Genomic DNA, 19,037 nt, shown 5'->3' with positions numbered 1-19,037 from the left:
CTGCAGCGCAGCAAAGGTCAAGCGCCCGGTCGCGCTTTGCCTCAAACCGCCAGCATCCGCAGCCCCTGCGTCACGTCAGACCGCACCGCAAGCCGAAGTCCCGGCTCATCGCCTGCCCTGAGCGCCGCCACGATCAGCCGGTGATTGTGTGGCACTTCCGTGCGGTTCAGACGGGCATATAACGCCCGCATCGTCGGCCCCAATTGCAGCCAGACGGTCTCCGTCAACGCCAGCATCGCCGGGGCCTGCGCCCGCAGGTAAAGCGTGCGGTGAAATTCGAGATTGGTACGGATATAACCCACGTCATCGTGTTTCGCGACCGCCTCGGCAATCGTGCTGTTGATCGCCTGAAGCCGGTCGATCAGCGCGATATGCGCCCGCGGCAAAGCGCGCGAGGCCAGCTCCGGCTCGATCAGCGCCCGGATCGCCGCCAGTTCCTCGATGCGCTCGTTCGACAGCTCCGGCGTCGACACCCGCCCCGAGGCCGAGAGGTTCAGCCCGCCATCCGCCACCAGCCGCCGCACCGCTTCGCGCGCGGGGGTCATGGAGACGTCGAACATCTTGCCGATGCCGCGCAGGGTGAGCGCCTCGCCTGGGCGAAATTCGCCATGCATGATGCGCGTGCGCAAGGCCCGGTACACCCGGTCATGGGCGGCGGAGGAATGGTCGGTCGGTCGGGGGGATGGATGGATCATGGCTGCTATGTGATCACAAAAAGCGGCAAGGTCAATCCGTCTCGAACCGCCAGCCATGCAACTGCTCACCCTCGCGGCGCAACCAGTCCCGATGCGCCTTGTGTCCCGGACAGATGCGCGCCACATGCGCCCAGAACCGCTCCGAATGGTTCATCTCCAGCCGATGCGCCATCTCATGAGCCGCGACATAGTCCAGCACCTCAGGCGGCGCCATTACCAGCCGCCAAGAATACATTAGATTGCCCTGGGACGTACAGGACCCCCAGCGCGACCGCGGATCGCGCAGCGTGATCCGCCCGTACCCGACGCCTAGCGCCTCCGCATAGCGATCAGAGGCCGCGCGCAGCCGCATCTGCGCCTCGAGCCTGAGAAAGGCCCGCACTTTCGCCGCCACGCTCTCGGGCCCGCCCGGCACCTGCAAAGCGCCGTCCATGACCTGCGCCCGCCGTCCCTGCCCCGGCACGATCATCAACTCACGCCCCAGAAACGGCAGATGCGCTCCGAACACCGGCATCCGGTCCGGGCTGCGCCCTGCGAGATGCTTGCGAATCCAGTCCTGCTTTTCCTCGACGAAAGCGATCGCCTCCGCCTCCGGCAGGCGCTGCGGCATCGAAAGCGTCACCCGCCCGTCGAGCCGCGACACCCGCAGAGACAGCCGCCGAGCCCGGGCAGAGCGCCGCAGCGTCACGGAAACGGGCGGGTCGCCCTGCAATCGGATTTCGCGCATTTTTGACCTTTCGCCCCGGTTTTTCCTGCCATACCCTGCCTGTAGCGCCCAGACCATGGTCTTTACGGTTTTTTGAGGGAAAAGCCTTTGACACCTCTGTCACGATATGGCATGGCCCGCAAAATCTCCGCAATGGATCAGTGATTAACGAAAGGGATTCATCATGCCCAAAAAGGAATGGGGTACCAAACGGCTTTGCCCCACCACCGGCAAACGGTTCTATGACCTGAACCGCGACCCGATCGTGTCCCCCTACACCGGCGAAATCGTGACCTTCGACGCGAACAACAAATCGCGCGTCGCCATCGCCGAAAAAGTGCAGCCGCGCAACGACGAAGATCTCGACACCGATGACGATCTGCTGCTCGACGACGACGCCGACATGGATCTCGACGACGATCTGCTCGACGATGACGACGACGACGACAACGTGTCGCTCGACGACATCACCGATGTCGCGGCCAACGACGACGAATAAGCCGTCCAAAGTGGCGGGCTGAAAATTTCACAGGATTTTTTCAGGCCCGTCATTTTTTCGCTTGCAACCCCAGGCGAGACAAAATAGGAAGCGCGGGCGGACGGGAAACGCCCTCCCGCGAAACGCAAGACCGGCGTCACAACGGTCGATTTGGGGCCTTAGCTCAGCTGGGAGAGCGCTTGCATGGCATGCAAGAGGTCAGGGGTTCGATCCCCCTAGGCTCCACCAAATTTCCTTTGAAAAGCACCCGATAGTTCTGCATTTCTCGTCAGAGGACTTGCATCTGACGCGCAGACCGGTGTCGTTTTCCCTCAAAAATCTTATGCTGCTTCTATCCACGCGCCCGGGTGGGGCGCGACGTTGTGCAAATCTCTTTCGATGGCATCACCTTTCAGTTTCTATCCACGCGCCCGGGTGGGGCGCGACGAAGACAGGCCAAGGCGTTCCGGCTTCCTTGCGGTTTCTATCCACGCGCCCGGGTGGGGCGCGACTCTCGCTCCTCAAGGCTCGCTGGCTTCTGATCCCGGTTTCTATCCACGCGCCCGGGTGGGGCGCGACGTTTCCTCCGCATGATATGGCGCTGCAGCAACCGGTTTCTATCCACGCGCCCGGGTGGGGCGCGACCCTTGGCCTTGCTGAAATGCTTGCAATCCGGAGAGTTTCTATCCACGCGCCCGGGTGGGGCGCGACCCTTCTTGGTTTCCTTGCTGTCTCCCTTGAATGCTGTTTCTATCCACGCGCCCGGGTGGGGCGCGACGTCTTCGGCGCTGTTGATGGGGGCGCTCGTGGTGTTTCTATCCACGCGCCCGGGTGGGGCGCGACAGCCATCAATGCAGTTGACTACAAAAAGCCGACGAAAGTTTCTATCCACGCGCCCGGGTGGGGCGCGACGCAATGACGTTGAAAGCGTTTGCTACGAGGCACAGTTTCTATCCACGCGCCCGGGTGGGGCGCGACGCAGCGAATTTGTCAACCTTACGGCGATGATCAGAGTTTCTATCCACGCGCCCGGGTGGGGCGCGACGGCCAACCAAGGCGCGCTTTATGCACAAGAGCGCGGGTTTCTATCCACGCGCCCGGGTGGGGCGCGACCGCCGAGAATGGTGCGGCTAATGCAGGCGTATCTAGTTTCTATCCACGCGCCCGGGTGGGGCGCGACAAAACTGAGGGAAATTGATTAAATGACACCAACAGTTTCTATCCACGCGCCCGGGTGGGGCGCGACCTAACTCCGTGGCAGCACCTGAGATGGACTTACTGTTTCTATCCACGCGCCCGGGTGGGGCGCGACGGATACCGTAATTCGAGCTTGCCACATTCCAACAGGTTTCTATCCACGCGCCCGGGTGGGGCGCGACGTCAGGTGGCCGAGGCTGTGCGGGATGCGTGTGCCGTTTCTATCCACGCGCCCGGGTGGGGCGCGACGCCGCACCAATGCCATAGTTTGGTCAACACAAAGGAGTTTCTATCCACGCGCCCGGGTGGGGCGCGACGTGTGTCAAGCGTTATTCGACGCGCCAGATGCGGAGTTTCTATCCACGCGCCCGGGTGGGGCGCGACGAGGTGGTAGACGGGTTTCACAGGCATAGAGTAGGTTTCTATCCACGCGCCCGGGTGGGGCGCGACAAGCCTACTACCTGCAGAGGGTCTGGATTATGATGTTTCTATCCACGCGCCCGGGTGGGGCGCGACCCACGTTATGACGACGTGTTTATGTCTCAGGCAGGTTTCTATCCACGCGCCCGGGTGGGGCGCGACCAACCAATCTTGACGTTGAGGTGAGCAATACAATTGTTTCTATCCACGCGCCCGGGTGGGGCGCGACCAACCCCGGACGGGGCGCGGAAATAATAGTGCATGGTTTCTATCCACGCGCCCGGGTGGGGCGCGACCAATCTATTGGATCCAACATACCTCCATATGTCAGTTTCTATCCACGCGCCCGGGTGGGGCGCGACAGACGCGGGGTGAGAGTGTCCCGCGTGATGTGACGTTTCTATCCACGCGCCCGGGTGGGGCGCGACGGTGTTTACGAACGGACATGGAGACAAGTGTGTAACTGTTTCTATCCACGCGCCCGGGTGGGGCGCGACGGTCTCTTCATAACCCTTTGAATGCGCACGCGAAACAACAACTGCTCCGCGAACCTGAGGAAACAATCGACGCGCCCCATATCCTGCGATGTCGAGTTTCGCCATCCATTTGAAAGATAAGTATATTTCCGCGCGCGAACCCTCCCATGCCTGGCGGGGCGCTTGGGGTTCGCATCAGAAGATCAGGGGGCCATCGAAATCGGTCGCGGGTTTCGCCCCGACATGCTCCACCTTTGAGCGCCAGTTGGCGCCGAGCATGTAAAACCGCAAGCTATCGTGCTCCGGCTCGATCAACGCGGTCAGGCGGGCGCGCAAAGCGGTCCAAAGCGCCGGGGGCAGGTCGCATTCGAACACCGAATACTGAACCCTCTGGCCGTAATCCTCACAGGCTCTGGCCACCTGTCTCAGACGTTTGCGGCCGGCCGGGGTGTCGGTGCGGACATCGTAAGTGATCAGGACCAGCATGTCACCTCCAGATCCAGGCGGGATAACCGTCCAGTTCGCCACGCAGGTGGCGGGCAAGGAGCTGCGCCTGCATCTGCGGGAAAAGGCCGAGCGGAACCGTTTCCTCGAAGAACGGGTGGCGGACGGTTTCACGCTTGCGGTCCTGCCAGGCCTTGAGCACCGTTTCACGCCCTTCGTCACTCAGCAGCACCGCACCGGTTTCCTCAGGTCGAAAATCACGGACGGACAACTGGCGACGATTGAGCAGGGTCAGGCAGGTGCGATCGGCCAGAGGCGCGCGGAACTCTTCCATGAGATCGAGTGCAAGGCTCATGCGCCCGGGGCGATCACGGTGCAGGAAGCCCATCTGCGGGTCGAGCCCATGGGTCTCGCAGGCCGCACGGCAATCTTGTGCCAACAGAGCGTAGAGCAAGGAGAGCACCGCATTGACCGGGTCGCGCGGAGGGCGGCGGTTGCGACCCTGAAAGGAGAAATCAGGGTTACGGAGAACCTGCGGAAAGGCGGTGAAATAGGCGTTGGCGGCCTCGCCCTCCTGTCCGCGCAGGCTGTCGAGATCCGGCGCGTCAAGGGCGAGGCGGGCGGCATCCGACAGGCGGCGTTCACAGCCGTCGAGCAGGGCGTAAGGCTCCGGCCCCATCGCCTTGCCGTAATCGCGCAGACCGCGGCGCAGCAGGCCACGCTGATTGGCGATCTTGGCGGCGACCATGGCCTGCGCGACAGGCAGGGCGCGTTCGGGATCGTCCGTCATCCTGTGCTGGGCCCGACGCAACAGGACATTGCCGGTTTGCGGCCCTTCGACCCGGGCAAGGAAGCGTCCGGTGGTCGAGAGGAAGGCGATGGAAATGCCGCTCTCGGCGCAAAACGCCATCAGGGGCGGGCTGATCACCGCCTGTGCGAAACAGACGATCTGCCCGAGCAGATGGGCGGGCGCGCGGCCCCGGTCATGGCCGTCGATGGCGATCACCACGGCCTGCCCTTCCTTGCGCAGGCTCGCCCCTTCAGACGTGACATAGAGCGTGTTGAGAAGTTTCTTCATTCGGGACCTTCCGGAACGGTGTCGCTGTCCAGCGCCCGGCTGAGCCAGGCACGGATCGCGGGCGGGTGTTCGAGGCTTTGCGGGCGACAGAGCTCCAGCAGGGAACAGGCCTTGCAACGCCCCGGAGCATAATGCGCAGGCGGCAGTTCCCCCTGCGCAAGCGCGCTGCGGGCCTCATCCGCGACAGACGATGTCAAAGAGCGCAGGTCCCGGTCGAACGCCACGACCACACGGCGCCGGGTTTCGCCGTAGAACAGGGCACCTTCGGGCACCGCTTGCCCCGTCATCTCCTCAAGACACAGGGCCTGGGCGCAGAGCTGCACCTCGTCGGCCCGGTGCGGTTTCGGGCGACCGCGCTTGTATTCGACCGGATAAAACCGATCGCCATGCACCTCGACCACATCGGCCACGCCATGAAGCCCCAGCCGCTCCGATCCGAGTTCGACCGCACGCAGGGTACGAATGCCCTTGTGCCGGTCGGTGGTGCCGCCATCGGCCCGGACGTGCAGCACACGCCCCTCGGCCGTGAGGCTGTTCTCGGCCCAGAGCCGTTCGACATGGATCAGGGCACATTGGCGCGGACAATAAAGCCAGTGTTGCAGCGCCGAGATCGGCAGGCTCATCTGCTCCGCCGTCTCCATGTCACAGGGTCCATCTCACCATGGGCGCAAAAGCGTCACACCAGAGGGCAGATCCGTGTCATTCACCCGAATCTCGTAATCCGAGAAAGCCCGTGCCGGCGGCCAGTTGTGGCTGCGCGGATCGCCGACAGGAACAGCGTCCTCACCGGATTTTCGGAAGACCTCGATCCGCTCGAACAGGCGATGTGCCTGCGCATTCCCCAAGGCGCTGTCGTGTTTGAAGATGACCAGATCCTGCGCCGCCATCTCGCCGCGCGCCGCCGAGCGGTCGAAATCGAACATGTCGCGCAGTGCCGTCCAGAACAGATCGAGATCCTCTTCCGAAAACCCGGTCTTTTCCGCCAGCTTGGCGTTGATGAAGCCATGCACGGCATAGAGACCGAAGGGCACGATATGCTTGCGGCCCATGGTGCGCTCCTTGTCGACGTCCTTTTCATTGGTCACAGAAGAGCGTGTGATCGACACTTCGAGCGGCATGATCGGTTCGAGCGAGCGGGCGAAGGACATCTGCACCGGTCCGCGCACCTGACCGGCGTTGACCTCTGTGGTCATCACCGCGCCAAAGGTTCGAATGTCGAAGAAATTCCGACACATCCAGCCGGTGACCTGCGCTGCCTCTTCCTCTTTCTTGGGCAGCTTCTTGGACACCGGCTTGAGATCGAGCGCTTTGTAGGCCTCCTCATGCACGGCATTGAGCACTGCACGTTCGGTAAAATAGATCCGATAGCCCGGCTCATCCCCCTTGGCCGTGGCCACGTAATTGCGCACCTTGCGCTTCAGCGCGACATCGGTGACCAGCCCGTTGTTGGTCTCCGGATCCATCCGCGGCAGGTTGCCCGCATCGGGATCGCCATTCGGGTTGCCGTCCTTGACGGTGAAGAACAGCGCGAAATCGTAACGATTGGTCAATGCGGTCATGTGGTTTCCCCCTCGACGACCGAAAGGTCGGACTCGGCGTCTTTCGGCTTTTTGTAAAATTTCTGATGGTAATACCCGGCCACGAACCGCCCCTGATCCTCCAGTGTCAGACTCCCCGGCAGGTTCGGGTCGAGCCCGCTCCAGATCTCGCCAATCTGCTCGTCGAACCAATACGCAAGCCCGCCCTTGTCGGATTTGCGCAGATTGGCGAGGTGATGGGTGGCCGTCTTGGTCAAAAGCGGAAAGACCCGTGCGGGCGTTGCCGAGGCGGCGGCGAAATACCGGTCACGGATCGTCGCGTTCAGCCCTGGCAACGCCGCCTGCTGGATGCTTTCGAGCACGGCAAAGAGGCGCCCGAGCCGATAGGCCGGGCTCGGGTTGTCTGGATCGAGGCTCACGGGAAACTCCTCCTTGAGATTGCGGGTCAGAACGGCTTTGCAAATGGCGGCACGGGCGCCATTGATCACCCCGTCGGCGCGGATGCGTCCGATCACGGCAGACAGCAGCGTGCGCGGATAAGGTGTCCCCATCAAGACGGCGCGCATGAGGTCGCCGCCCAACCGGGGCGGAATATTTTCCGCCTTATGCTGCAATGCGGTCTCATACAGCAGCGCCCAGACGGCGGGCGGGCGCCGCCATGGCGCGGGTTCGATCCGCAGATCCTCGCGAAACCGCTCCACATGACGGGCAAAATCGCCCAGCGTCCCCGGCAGCCAGAACCGCACCGACAACCGCGCCGCATTGGGCGCAAGGCCCAGCACATAGACCCGTGTCGAGGGCGCAAATCGCGGATCGTCGGGCGCGCTTCCCCTGGCCAGAGCCTCCATGGTGATCTGCAACTTGCGATGCGCGGTCTTTTCATCTTCGCTCATGGCCTCGGTGTCGGGCGGATCGAAGAAATCGGCAAAAGCCATTTCCGCGGCTTCGTCGGTCTCCCGCCGGTCGGTCTCCGCCCAGAACACCGCCGTGGTCTCGCCGATACGCAGCGTGCGCCGCCCCGCCTTGCCGGAGCGCGCGAGCAGCGCGTTCAGAGCCGTGCCATAGGCGAAAGCCGCATGTTCCGAGACCGGCGCGTTGTCGCCTTGTTTGTGGCCGAAGGACTCAAAGGCCGAAGCGTTGAACGACACCAGAGAAGCGCCTGAGCTTTGTGACCCCATCACGCCCTTGATGCTTGGGTGCAGCCGCGCAGGCGCCGCCTGCGCCCCGGTCACGAGGCACAGCGGCCCCTTCGCCTCCGGTGCGCATGCGATCAGCGCACGGGCCGCAGCCCGACGATGCAGGTATTGACCACGCGCCTCGAAACTGAACACGACATTCTGGTCAAGCATCTCGCTTGGCAGGCCACGTCCAGAGAAATCCTCCCAATTCCAGTGATCGAGAAAGATCAGAAGGGCCAGCAAGCCCGGATCTTCGGCGCCACCGAGCCGTTCTCGATGCAGCGCAACAAAATGGGCATGTTCATCCGCCGTACGCCGCTCCTGACAGGGCTGCAATCGCCCCTCGGCATCGGCAAGAGGCTTTTTCTTCTCGTCCTTGAGCGCGGTCACGCCCAACACATAGGACGTCTTGTCCCACAGAAAATTCGGCGCAATCCCAGAGGACCGTTTGATCGCCGCCGGAACCGACAGGTTTTCCGGCACCATACGTTTACCATCCTGCGTCATAAGCGAATGCCACGCGATCAACTGCCCCTCGGCATCAATCACCAGTTCCGCACCGATCTTTTCCGTTGAATAGCCCGGGGCCGGGGCCTCCCCCGCCTCTTCCATGCGCTCATAAAGCGCCGCCAGAGCCGAGAGGATCGTCATCGCGCAAGCCCCTCTTGCCGGGCCTTCTCCAGGTCGATCACCCCGTCCTCCAGACGAGCATGAAAGAACATCGCCTCACGCCCCCGGTCATAGGCAATATCGTAGAGCATCCAGCCCAGATCGCGATTGCGCTCCGCCTCCGGCAGCGCGCTCTCCGGAAACTCCTCCACCAGTGTCACATCGGCGGGAAACTCGCGCACACCGAGGCAAGGCTGATGGAAATGCTGGCCTTTCTCCGCACGCCGTCGCGCCATTTCGATATGTTTGGCGGGATTGTCCTCCGCTCCGGCGCGTGGCGTCATTTCGAGATGCGCCTCGACGCCATAGACCACATGCCTGAGCGCCATCATGGCGCGTTGCTGGCGGTCCTCATCGACATTGAGATGCAGCCCCGACACGGTCCTCGCCTTCATCGCGGTTTTCACAGTGCTGGCGGAAATTTTCGACGCGATTTCATTTCGGCGGATGTTTTCAAACCGGACCGGCGCCAGAACGTGAATGCGATCAATCACCCAGCGAATCGCCGGTTTCCAATGGATCGCTTCGATGACGCCGCGCGCCGCAGAAGGAGTCATCACATCGTAGGACACACGCTCGACCTTCATCTCCGGTCGCGTAAAACAGGCGTAATCGCCCTTGATCAAAAGTTTGAGGCCGTAAGACATTTCAAAATCCAAATTTGCCTCAGATTGGGACCGGTTCGGTCCCTCTGTCAAGCATACCGCGCTTTAGAAACTCAGAAACCCGAGATCATCCCAGTCGTCCCATTTCAGCCCCGTCTCGGGATCGTAAAGCTCCGGCCGATCGAGGATCAGGAACTGGTCTCCGAACTCCTCTGGCCGCAACACCGCTAGCAGCCCAGCACCAAGCATCTTTTGCCGCACCTGCCTCGGCACCTGCACCTGATAGCTTTGCAGCCCCCGCGCGACGGCGCCCGCGCTGACGACATGCTGCATCGTCTGCCACTCCGCCTCCGGCACCCCCCAGTCACCACCCCGGATCACCACCGGAAGCGCGCCCTCCGGGATCATCCGAAAAGCCTTTGCGACGGAGGCATAGGGCATGCCCTCCTTGTCACCGGCCTCCGCGATGCCAGAGAGGATGGGATACTCCCGGCCATCCACCTTGCCCGCATCCATCTTCTGCTTCTTCTCCCAGAAAACCTCCGCGAAATAGGACCGCACCGCCTCAAGCGACAGCGGATCGTCCGGGAAGAGCTCCAGCACACGGCGGGTCACCTCCGCCATCTGCTGCAATTCCATCGGCGGGCTGAACCCCTCGCCCGCTTCCGCCTCGAACACCACCACGCGCCCCAACTCCTCGCGTTCGGCATTGCGGTTGCAGCGCCCGGCCGCCTGCACGATACTGTCGAGCCCGGCAAGCGCCCGGTAGACAGTCGGAAAACTGACATCGACGCCCGCCTCGATCAGACTCGTGCTGACCAGACGCACCGGAGCGCCCTCCCGCAACTCTTGTCGCACCGTCTCAAGCACCGCCCTGCGATGGCGCGCAGTCATGTTGGTCGAAAGATGAAAGGCATGAGGACACGCCCGGAGCAGATCGAAGACGGCCCGCGCCTGACGCCGGTTGTTGAGGATCGCCAGCCCACCCTCCCCCTTCGACAGCCGCCCGGCCAATGCTGCGTTGTCGAGCCCCCCCGCCTGTTCCACCCGCACGCGCTTCAGCGCCTCGTCGAGCGTCGCCGGGTCGGGCGCGAGTTCTCGCAGCGGCAAATCTCCCCCCCGCGACAGGGCTTCCGGGTGGGGGAATTTGTCTTCCTGCAAAACCGCAGGCTGGGTCGCCGTACACAGCACCAGAGAGCTGCGATACCCCCGGGCCAGTTCCCGAATGGCCGCCAGACTCGGACGCAGAAGATACCGCGGCAGGGTCTGGGCCTCGTCGAGGATCACCACCGCATTGGCAATCCGGTGCAGCTTGCGACAGGGCGAGGTCCGTGCGGCATGAAGGCTTTCGAAAAACTGCACGGCAGTGGTCACGATCACCGGCCGATCCCAGCGCTCGGCGGCGGTTTTGAGGTCGCGCGCCTCGTCGTCGCCCTGCCCCGGCCAGTCGAAGGCGGAATGGTGTTCAAGCACGATCTCGCCTTCGGGATCGCCCAGAACCTCGCGGAACACCGCCGCTGTCTGTTCCACGATGGAGGTGTAGGGAATGACGAAGATGACGCGCGCCTGACCGTGCCGGATCGCATGATCCAGGGCGAACCCAAGCGCGGCCAGCGTCTTGCCACCCCCTGTCGGCACAGTCAGGCTGAACAGCCCCGGATCGCACCCGGCCCTGTCGCGGACATGGCGGTGGATGTCCTGCCGGAGCGCATTGACCGCCCCCTCCCCCGACATCTGCGCCATATGGGCATCAAGTCGGTCGCGCAACTCCGTGAGCGAAACCGCGACCGGTTCGCAGACGACCCGCCCTTCGGCACGCTGGTAAAACGTCCGCGTCTCGCTGCGGTCCGCATCGACAAGCGCCGAAAACAGCATCCGTCCGAGAAACGTCACCGGGTAATTGACCTCCCCCCTGCCGAGCCCCCTCAGCGGCATCGGGAATTCGGTCATCCCCGGAATATTCCAGTCGTCAGGCGGGGTTATTTCCGCCTCCTCTTCGAGCCGGGCCTGAAAAATACGCCCCGCATCGCCCCCGTCGGCCAGTCCCGCGTGATGGCCAAGAACGACCTGCGCCATCACGGTGGACAAGAGCCCGGGCTGGCGAAAATACAGATAGCGTGCGCCCACGCCAGCATGCGGCTCATGGATTGCAGGATCGTTCAACCGTGCCTGAAACCGCGGTTTCATCTTGCCGAGATCATGTGCCCAGCCGAGAATCTCCGCCATTTGCGGCGCGAAACCCGCCGCATTGCGCCGCGCCGCATGTGCGACCGCGGCGGAGTGATCGAAAAGCGTTTCCCAGAGATCGGTCGAGCGATCCGGTAATGAATGCGCATAAATCATGCCGTTTCACGCTCCCTTTAGCGGTCACATCTTCAATACGATGCCGGACACCCCCTGTGACCCGGCACGTCTCCTGCGCCGGGGGGATGACATCCATTCTGGCGGGGAACTGCGCCGCAGGCCATCTTTTTCGCACAGGTCTCAGCGCCCGAACGCATCGGGCGCCTGCTCGCGCGTGCCCTGACGACACGCCTGACGCCGCTGCAAGACGGCGGCGGCATCCAGCCCTGTCGCCCGGGACATCATCCGCAAAAACCAGAGAAGCATCTGAAACATGGCGATTTCCTTTGACCGTTCGCGTCAGGCGAGTTGTCTGGCACCGGCCACGCAGAGCACGGTGAGAACCGCGCAGGCGATCATCTGCCATGCAATCGGTTCGTGTAAGAGCAGGCCCGCCAGCAGGAAGCCGAAGAAGGGCTGCAAAAGCTGCAATTGCCCGACCTGCGCGATGCCACCCAAGGCAAGGCCGCGATACCAGAAGACGAAACCCAGCATCATGCTGAACACCGCCACATAGCCAAGGCTCCCCCAGGCCGCAGGAGAAATCGTCGTCAGCGCCGCAGGCCAGGTGATCCCCATCACGCCCACCATCACCGGACACGCGATTAACAGCGCCCAGGAGATCACCTGCCACCCGCCCAGGCGCCGCGACAGCGTCGCGCCTTCGGCATAGCCCAGACCGCAGACCGCGATGGCCGCCAGCATCCACAGATCTCCACGCAACGCGCCACTTGTACTTTGCGTCAGAGCAAAGCCCGAAACCGTTGCCGCACCGAGAAGCGAAAAGAGCCAGAAGCCGGGTTTGGGCCGCTCACCGCAGCGGAGCACACCAAAGAGCGCGGTCGACAGCGGCAGAAGTCCGATAAAGACGATCGAACGCGCCGCCGTGATGGATTGCAGCGCCAGCGCGGTCAGGAGCGGAAACCCGATGACCACACCGAGCGCGACCACCGTCAGCGCCACGAGATCACTTCGTTCCGGACGGCTTTGCCGCAGAACCGCAAGGCAAAGCGCCCCCAGAAGCGCTGCAATCACCGCCCGCGCGGAGGTCAGGAACAGGGGCTCGAACTCCGCCACAGCCACCCGTGTCGCGGGCAGCGAGCCGCTGAAAATCAGCACACCGATCCCCCCGCTGCCCCAACCCGTCAGTTTTCGATCCATGCTGCCTCACCTCTTTGTCTCTTGGCCCTTTATCTCTGGGCCGTTTATCTCTGGGTAAGTGCGCACGGGTCGTGTAGACAGAGACAATTCCATACAATTCCTACAAACTGTATGGGATCATTGTGCGATACAATTTCGCGATGGAATTGCAAAATGGACGAGGATGATGGCCGGACCGAAAACGGAAAGCCTGATGCAGGCCCTGCGCGACCGGATCGCCAGCCGCGCCCTTGGGCCGGGCGATCGCATGCCGTCGGTCCGCCGCTTTGCCGCACAGATGAATGTGTCCCCCTCCACGGTTGTCGAGGCCTATGACCGGCTTACCGCCGAGGGCGTGATCCGATCGCGGCCCGGGTCCGGCTTCTATGTGACGAACACGCATCTTCCACCCATGAAAGTCGCCGGGATGGGACCGCCGCGAGCGCGCAATGTCGATCCGTTCTGGGTGTCGCGGCAATCCCTCGACGCCCGCCCCGGCACATTGCAACCGGGCTGCGGCTGGCTGCCGGAAGACTGGATGCCGCAAGACGCGCTGCGCAAGGGACTGCGGGCGCTGGCGAAAAGCGATGCGGCCCTCCTGACCAACTACGCCTCGGCGCGCGGCTCGGAGACCTTGCGGCGCTGTCTTCTGGGCCGCTTTGCCGAAGATCATCTGAGCCCCGCGCCGGACCAGCTCATGCTGACCGCATCCGCATCCCAGGCCATGGACCTGATCTGTCGGCTGTTGTTGCGCCCCGGCGACACGGTTCTGGTCGACGATCCGGGCTATTTCAACTTTCACGCTCTGCTCAGGACACATCAGGTCCGGATTGTCGGCATTCCCTACACCCATGACGGGCCCGATCTCACCGCCTTCCAATCCGCCCTGTCCGGGGCGCCCCGGCTCTACATCACCAATTCAGCCCTACACAATCCGACCGGCGCAACCCTCTCGCCGCAGGTCGCACATCGGCTGCTGTCCCTGACAGCACAGACCGATCTGACAATCGTGGAAGACGATACGTTCGCCGATCTCGAACCCGATCCCTCCCCCCGGCTCGCGGTGCTCGACGGGCTGAACCGGGTGTTGAGAATCGGCGGTTTTTCCAAAACCCTCTCGGCGTCCGTGCGCTGCGGCTATATCGCCGGGCGCGCCGACTGGATCGAGGCGCTCGTCGATCTTCAGGTCGCCACGAGCTTTGGCGGACCGAGTCCGGTCGCCACCGAATTGCTCGCCCAGGTGCTGACTGGCGGGAGCTACCGCAAACATATCGCCGAACTGCATCGACGGCTGGCCCGGGCACGCAAAACCGCGATCACACGCCTCGCCCCACTTGGCATCACCCCATGGGTCCTGCCTCAAGGGGGATTTTACCTATGGTGTCGCTTCCCGGAAGGCACCGACACCGGTCAGGTTGCACAACGCGCCATGGAGGCTGCCGTCATGCTGGCTCCCGGCAACGTCTTCAGCCCCTCACAAACCGCCGCAAGTTTCATGCGTTTCAACGTCACCCAAATGGACGCCCCCCGCGTCTATGACGTGCTGGCGACCGCGATGCGCTAACCCCGGGAGGCCTGTGGGGCGGAATCTCCCCCTGCCATTCCTCAACCGTCGCACCGGAAAATCCCGTTCTTTGTCGCCCGGCAAAACCCAAGCGCCCCACTTTCCAACGCGAACTTTGACAATTTGCGACGGAATCCACAAAAAATTAACGGGTCGCCGTCAGGATGCAGCCAAATGACATCCAGTTCCAGAAAGCGGTCCACGATGCTTCGAGCCCACCTGTCCAAACTCTCCACACGCATTTACGCGATCGTTGCCGTTGCCGTCATCATGATCGCCGCACTCACGCAAATCATCCTCAACATCGCCTATGATTCCGCCTTCAGCATGCGGGAACAACACCTGAGCGATGTGGTCGACACCGCGATCTCAAGCCTGGACGCGCTCCAGCAGGATGTGCAATCCGGCGCCCTGACCCCGGAAGAGGCCAGGGACACGGGGCGCGAGGTCCTCATGGGGCTGCGCTATGACGAGACCGGCTACTTCTTCGCACTCGACTTCAACAACCGCATGATCGCCCACCCGATCAAGACCGAATGGATCGGCCAGGATCAATCGGACTATACCGACACCCGCGGCACCCAGATCTTCGTTGCCATGTCCGATGTCGCCAAGGCTCAGGGCGGCGGCACCATCACCTATTTCTTCGACAAGCCGGACGGCAGCGGCGACGAAGAGAAAATCAGCTATGTCAAAACATTCGAACCCTGGGGCTGGATCGTCGGCACCGGCTCCTACCTTTCGGACATCCACGCCCAGCTCGCCTGGATGACGAAGATCGGCTATGGCGTTCTGATCGCAACCCTCGTGATCCTCCTGACCATTTCGACCCTGCTCGTCCGCAGCGTCACCCGCCCGCTCGACGCCATCAAGCTGCGCATGTCCCACATGTCCGAAGGCGACACGGAAACCCCCGTACCGATGACCGAAGCGGAAAACGAGATCGGGCAAATGGCCCGTGTCCTCGAAGTGTTCCCCCTGGCCCTGGTGGAACGTGCAGAACTGGAAAAAGCCCAGACTGCCAAGGACGCCGAACTGGCACGCGAGCGTGAGGAAAATGCCGAGCGCGAACGCCAGGCCCATCTGCGCGAGGAGGCCGCCGAAGCGAAACGTCGCGAAGAGCAGGACGCCGCGCGTCAGGAAAAAGAGAAGGCCCGCGAAGCCGCCGAACGAGAACGCGAGAAAAACCTGCAGGAACAACAACGGGTCGTATCTTCCCTCGCTGAAGGCCTCGGCGCCATGTCCCGCGGCGATCTCACCGTACGCATCGAGGAAAGTTTCCCCGAATCCTATGAGAAACTGCGCAATGACTTCAACGATGCCGTCGAAAAGATCGCACGTCTGGCAGGCACCATCGTCGAAGGAACGACAACGATCATCTACGAGACCGACAACCTGAACAGCGCCGCGATTGATCTGAGCCGCCGGACGGAGACACAGGCCGCCTCGCTCGAGGAAACCGCAGCCGCGATCACCGAATTGGCCGCTTCCGTCGACAGTTCCGCAAAGAGCGCACGCGACGCAGCGACAACCGTCGGACAAACCAAGCAACGCTCCATGGCCGGGCGTGACGTTGTCCAGCGCACAGTGAAGGCCATGAGCGACATCGCGGAAAGCTCCACTCAAATCTCGAAAATCACCAGCGTGATCGACGACATCGCCTTCCAGACCAATCTTCTGGCACTGAACGCCGGAGTGGAAGCGGCCCGGGCCGGCGAATCGGGACGCGGTTTCGCCGTCGTCGCCTCCGAGGTGCGCGCCCTGGCCCAACGCAGTTCCGAAGCCGCCAACGAAATCGCGAAACTCATCGAGACCTCCGGGCGTCAGGTGGACGAGGGCGTGGAACTGGTCAACGCCTCCGGCGATGCGCTGGTCGAGATCGAGACACTCGTGTCCAATCTCGACGCCTTGATGAGCACGATCGCCACCTCTGCCTCCGAACAATCCGTCGGCCTGTCGGAAATCACCACGGCGGTCGGGCAACTGGATCAGGTCACCCAACACAACGCGGCGATGTTCGAAGAAACCACGGCCGCCCTCCAGTCCCTGAAGGCTCAGGCAACCGCTCTGGAACGCGACAGCTCACAACTCAAGACTAGGCAGAACGATGAAGCGGTCAGACTCGCGTCCTGACCCCTGACATCGACATACCGGCGCCTCTGCCTGGTGCCGGTATTTTTGCACCGCGCATTTTTCACACTGCATTTCCACCGTGACAATCCAGCCCGGACGATCAGACCTGTCATGAAAGCCTGCGCGCGAGTCGCACACTCCCGTGCCCGGCGATGAAATGCCACGCGTTCCCGCCACATCCGGCTTGAAGGCCCCGCTTGTCAATCGCCCAGGCGTCGCGCGCCCCGATCACCAATCCTCTTCCGCGCTGAAAACCTAACAATCTGTAAAGTAACGCATTTTGTCCGAACTCAGAGATATTTGTAAATAAAATTAACTAAAAGTTGTAAAATTCGTCAATTACTTTACTAAAAAATCCATTCAATGCAGCAACTTAAAGGCAAGTTCACAAAAAGATTATAAAGATAAAGGCGAGGAGGAGGTCCGCGGGACAAGCGGGCCACATGTGATATTTCTGGGAGGCCACATGTCTGACGACACGAACAAGATGACCGTTCCCTCCGAGGCGTTTGCCTCAGAGGCCTTGATTTCCGCGACGGACTACGAGGATCTGTACCGCCGCTCGGTGGAGGATCCGGTGTCCTTCTGGGCCGAGCAGGGCAAGATCCTCGACTGGATGGAACCCTACACCCAGGTGAAGAAGACCTGTTTCGATTTCGGTCGCGTCGACATCAAATGGTACGCCGACGGCGTTCTGAACGTCTCTGCCAACTGCATCGACCGCCATCTTGCGCGCAAATCCTTGCAGACCGCGATCATTTTCGAGCCCGACGATCCCAACGAACCCGCCCGCCACATCACCTACAAGGAGCTCTCCGACAAGGTGAACCGCATGGCCAACGTGCTCCTGAGCCAAGGCGTCATGCGCGGCGATCGGGTTGTGATCTACCTGCCGATGATCCCCGAGGCCGCCTATGCCATGCTCGCCTGTGCCCGCATCGGCGCGATCCACTCCATTGTTTTCGCAGGATTTTCCCCGGACGCGCTCGCCAACCGCATCAACGATTGCGGCGCAAAACTCGTCATCACCTCCGACACAGCACCCCGCGGCGGCCGTCGCACGCCTTTGAAGGCCAACACCGACGCCGCCCTGCTGCACTGTTCCGACAAGGTCCGCTGCCTCGTCGTCAAGCACACCGGCGATCAGATCTCCTGGGTGCAGGGCCGCGATGTCGACGTCAAATACCTGATGGAACACGCCAGCCCCGATTGCCCGCCGCGCCCGATGAATGCCGAAGACCCGCTCTTCATCCTCTACACCTCGGGCTCCACCGGCAAACCCAAAGGCGTCGTCCACAGCTCAGGCGGCTATCTGGCCTATGCAGCACTCACCCATAAATACGTCTTCGACTACCACGACGGCGACGTCTTCTGGTGCACCGCCGATGTCGGCTGGGTCACCGGCCACAGCTACATCGTCTACGGCCCGCTCGCCAACGGCGCCACCACCGTGATGTTCGAAGGCGTGCCGACCTACCCCGACGCCGGCCGGTTCTGGGCCGTTTGCGAAAAGCACAAGGTCAACCAATTCTACACCGCCCCCACAGCGCTGCGCTCCCTCATGGGCCAGGGCAACGAATGGGTCGAGAAATACGACCTCTCCTCGCTCAAAGTGCTGGGCTCCGTCGGTGAGCCGATCAACCCGGAGGCCTGGAACTGGTACAACGAGGTCGTCGGCAAGGGGAACTGCCCGATCGTCGACACCTGGTGGCAGACCGAAACCGGCGGGCATCTTCTGACCCCGCTGCCGGGCGCGATCCCGACCAAACCGGGCTCCGCCACCCTGCCCTTCTTCGGCGTGCAACCGGTCATTCTGGATGCCACCACCGGCGAGGAAATGACCGAGACGGAGGCCGAAGGCGTCCTCTGCCTCAAGGACTCCTGGCCCGGCCAGATGCGCACCGTCTGGGGCGATCACGAACGCTTCCAAGAGACCTATTTCCAGCAATACAAAGGCTATTACTTCTCCGGCGACGGCTGCCGCCGCGATGCCGATGGCTATTACTGGATCACCGGCCGCGTCGACGACGTGATCAACGTGTCGGGCCACCGCATGGGCACCGCCGAGGTCGAAAGCGCCCTCGTCGCCCACGCCAAGGTCGCCGAAGCGGCGGTCGTCGGCATGCCGCACGAGCTCAAGGGCCAGGGCATCTACGCCTATGTGACGCTGATGAACGACGTCGAACCCTCCGACGCGCTGCGTGCGGAACTGGAGAAATGGGTCCGCACGGAAATCGGCCCGATCGCCAAACCGGACTTCATCCAATGGGCGCCGGGCCTGCCCAAGACCCGCTCCGGCAAAATCATGCGCCGCATCCTGCGCAAAATCGCCGAGAACGACACAGGCTCCCTCGGCGACATCTCAACCCTCGC

The 19,037-nt window shown here is 62.6% G+C and carries 15 protein-coding genes, 1 tRNA gene and 1 CRISPR repeat array; of the genes, 5 read left to right on the top strand and 11 right to left on the bottom strand.

Annotated features, from left to right (window positions below):
• Nucleotides 1-41: 41 nt before the first annotated feature.
• Together NH195_RS19055 and NH195_RS19050 are read right to left on the bottom strand one after the other, a co-directional pair.
• Nucleotides 42-695 carry a GntR family transcriptional regulator gene (locus NH195_RS19055; protein WP_066710873.1) on the bottom strand — a complete coding sequence of 218 codons (654 nt, stop codon included), beginning with the start codon at nucleotides 693-695 and terminating at the stop codon, nucleotides 42-44.
• 31 nt (nucleotides 696-726) lie between these two features.
• On the bottom strand, nucleotides 727-1,422 hold the full coding sequence (locus NH195_RS19050) for a M48 family metallopeptidase (protein WP_066710871.1): 696 nt from the start codon (nucleotides 1,420-1,422) through the stop codon (nucleotides 727-729).
• Between the two features lie 163 nt (nucleotides 1,423-1,585).
• Here NH195_RS19050 and NH195_RS19045 point away from each other — a divergent pair, with 163 nt between their 5' ends.
• A complete protein-coding gene (locus NH195_RS19045; RefSeq protein WP_066710869.1) occupies nucleotides 1,586-1,900 on the top strand; it encodes a TIGR02300 family protein in 315 nt (104 codons plus the stop codon).
• A gap of 152 nt (nucleotides 1,901-2,052) precedes the next feature.
• Nucleotides 2,053-2,128 (top strand) — tRNA-Ala (locus NH195_RS19040).
• A 99-nt stretch (nucleotides 2,129-2,227) separates the two neighbouring features.
• Nucleotides 2,228-3,993: direct repeats of the CRISPR family, unit length 32 nt; unit sequence GTTTCTATCCACGCGCCCGGGTGGGGCGCGAC.
• A 174-nt stretch (nucleotides 3,994-4,167) separates the two neighbouring features.
• Here NH195_RS19040 and cas2 read toward each other — a convergent pair.
• The 9 genes from cas2 to NH195_RS19000 form a co-directional block, all read right to left on the bottom strand.
• The gene (gene cas2 / locus NH195_RS19035) at nucleotides 4,168-4,458 is read right to left on the bottom strand and encodes a CRISPR-associated endonuclease Cas2 (protein ID WP_066710866.1); all 291 of its coding nucleotides are present in this window, start codon (nucleotides 4,456-4,458) and stop codon (nucleotides 4,168-4,170) included.
• A 1-nt stretch (nucleotide 4,459) separates the two neighbouring features.
• On the bottom strand, nucleotides 4,460-5,494 hold the full coding sequence (gene cas1c, locus NH195_RS19030) for a type I-C CRISPR-associated endonuclease Cas1c (protein WP_066710863.1): 1,035 nt from the start codon (nucleotides 5,492-5,494) through the stop codon (nucleotides 4,460-4,462).
• Nucleotides 5,491-6,135: a CRISPR-associated protein Cas4 gene (cas4, locus tag NH195_RS19025; RefSeq protein WP_066710860.1), complete on the bottom strand. Its 645-nt coding sequence runs from the start codon at nucleotides 6,133-6,135 to the stop codon at nucleotides 5,491-5,493. The genes cas1c and cas4 overlap by 4 nt, the downstream gene beginning before the upstream one ends.
• Before the next feature lie 15 nt (nucleotides 6,136-6,150).
• Nucleotides 6,151-7,053, bottom strand: coding sequence for a type I-C CRISPR-associated protein Cas7/Csd2 (cas7c, locus tag NH195_RS19020; protein WP_066710857.1), 903 nt, complete (start codon nucleotides 7,051-7,053; stop codon nucleotides 6,151-6,153).
• Nucleotides 7,050-8,861 carry a type I-C CRISPR-associated protein Cas8c/Csd1 gene (cas8c, locus tag NH195_RS19015; protein WP_066710854.1) on the bottom strand — a complete coding sequence of 604 codons (1,812 nt, stop codon included), beginning with the start codon at nucleotides 8,859-8,861 and terminating at the stop codon, nucleotides 7,050-7,052. The genes cas7c and cas8c overlap by 4 nt, the downstream gene beginning before the upstream one ends.
• Complete coding sequence (gene cas5c / locus NH195_RS19010) at nucleotides 8,858-9,526, bottom strand: type I-C CRISPR-associated protein Cas5c (RefSeq protein ID WP_066710851.1); 669 nt, start codon at nucleotides 9,524-9,526, stop codon at nucleotides 8,858-8,860. The genes cas8c and cas5c overlap by 4 nt, the downstream gene beginning before the upstream one ends.
• Nucleotides 9,527-9,589: 63 nt before the next feature.
• Nucleotides 9,590-11,827, bottom strand: a complete 2,238-nt coding sequence (locus tag NH195_RS19005) for a CRISPR-associated endonuclease Cas3'' (protein WP_066710848.1) — start codon at nucleotides 11,825-11,827, stop codon at nucleotides 9,590-9,592.
• 141 nt (nucleotides 11,828-11,968) lie between these two features.
• Nucleotides 11,969-12,103, bottom strand: a complete 135-nt coding sequence (locus NH195_RS21825) for a hypothetical protein (protein ID WP_274377303.1) — start codon at nucleotides 12,101-12,103, stop codon at nucleotides 11,969-11,971.
• A 24-nt stretch (nucleotides 12,104-12,127) separates the two neighbouring features.
• Nucleotides 12,128-12,988 (bottom strand): DMT family transporter, encoded by an 861-nt coding sequence (locus NH195_RS19000; protein ID WP_066710845.1) that lies wholly within the window; start codon nucleotides 12,986-12,988, stop codon nucleotides 12,128-12,130.
• Nucleotides 12,989-13,154: 166 nt separating this feature from the next.
• On the opposite strand from NH195_RS19000, the gene NH195_RS18995 reads away from it, so the two are divergent.
• The 3 genes from NH195_RS18995 to acs form a co-directional block, all read left to right on the top strand.
• Nucleotides 13,155-14,531, top strand: a complete 1,377-nt coding sequence (locus tag NH195_RS18995; RefSeq protein WP_238379810.1) for an aminotransferase-like domain-containing protein — start codon at nucleotides 13,155-13,157, stop codon at nucleotides 14,529-14,531.
• A 204-nt stretch (nucleotides 14,532-14,735) separates the two neighbouring features.
• A complete protein-coding gene (locus NH195_RS18990; protein ID WP_066710842.1) occupies nucleotides 14,736-16,664 on the top strand; it encodes a methyl-accepting chemotaxis protein in 1,929 nt (642 codons plus the stop codon).
• A gap of 487 nt (nucleotides 16,665-17,151) precedes the next feature.
• On the top strand, nucleotides 17,152-19,037 hold a 1,886-nt coding region (acs, locus tag NH195_RS18985; RefSeq protein ID WP_202906535.1), incomplete at its 3' end, for an acetate--CoA ligase.

Source organism: Celeribacter ethanolicus, from assembly GCF_001550095.1.
Taxonomy (GTDB): domain Bacteria; phylum Pseudomonadota; class Alphaproteobacteria; order Rhodobacterales; family Rhodobacteraceae; genus Celeribacter; species Celeribacter ethanolicus.
Note: the sequence above shows the minus strand (reverse complement) of the source record. Positions and strands in the feature narration are given on the sequence as shown.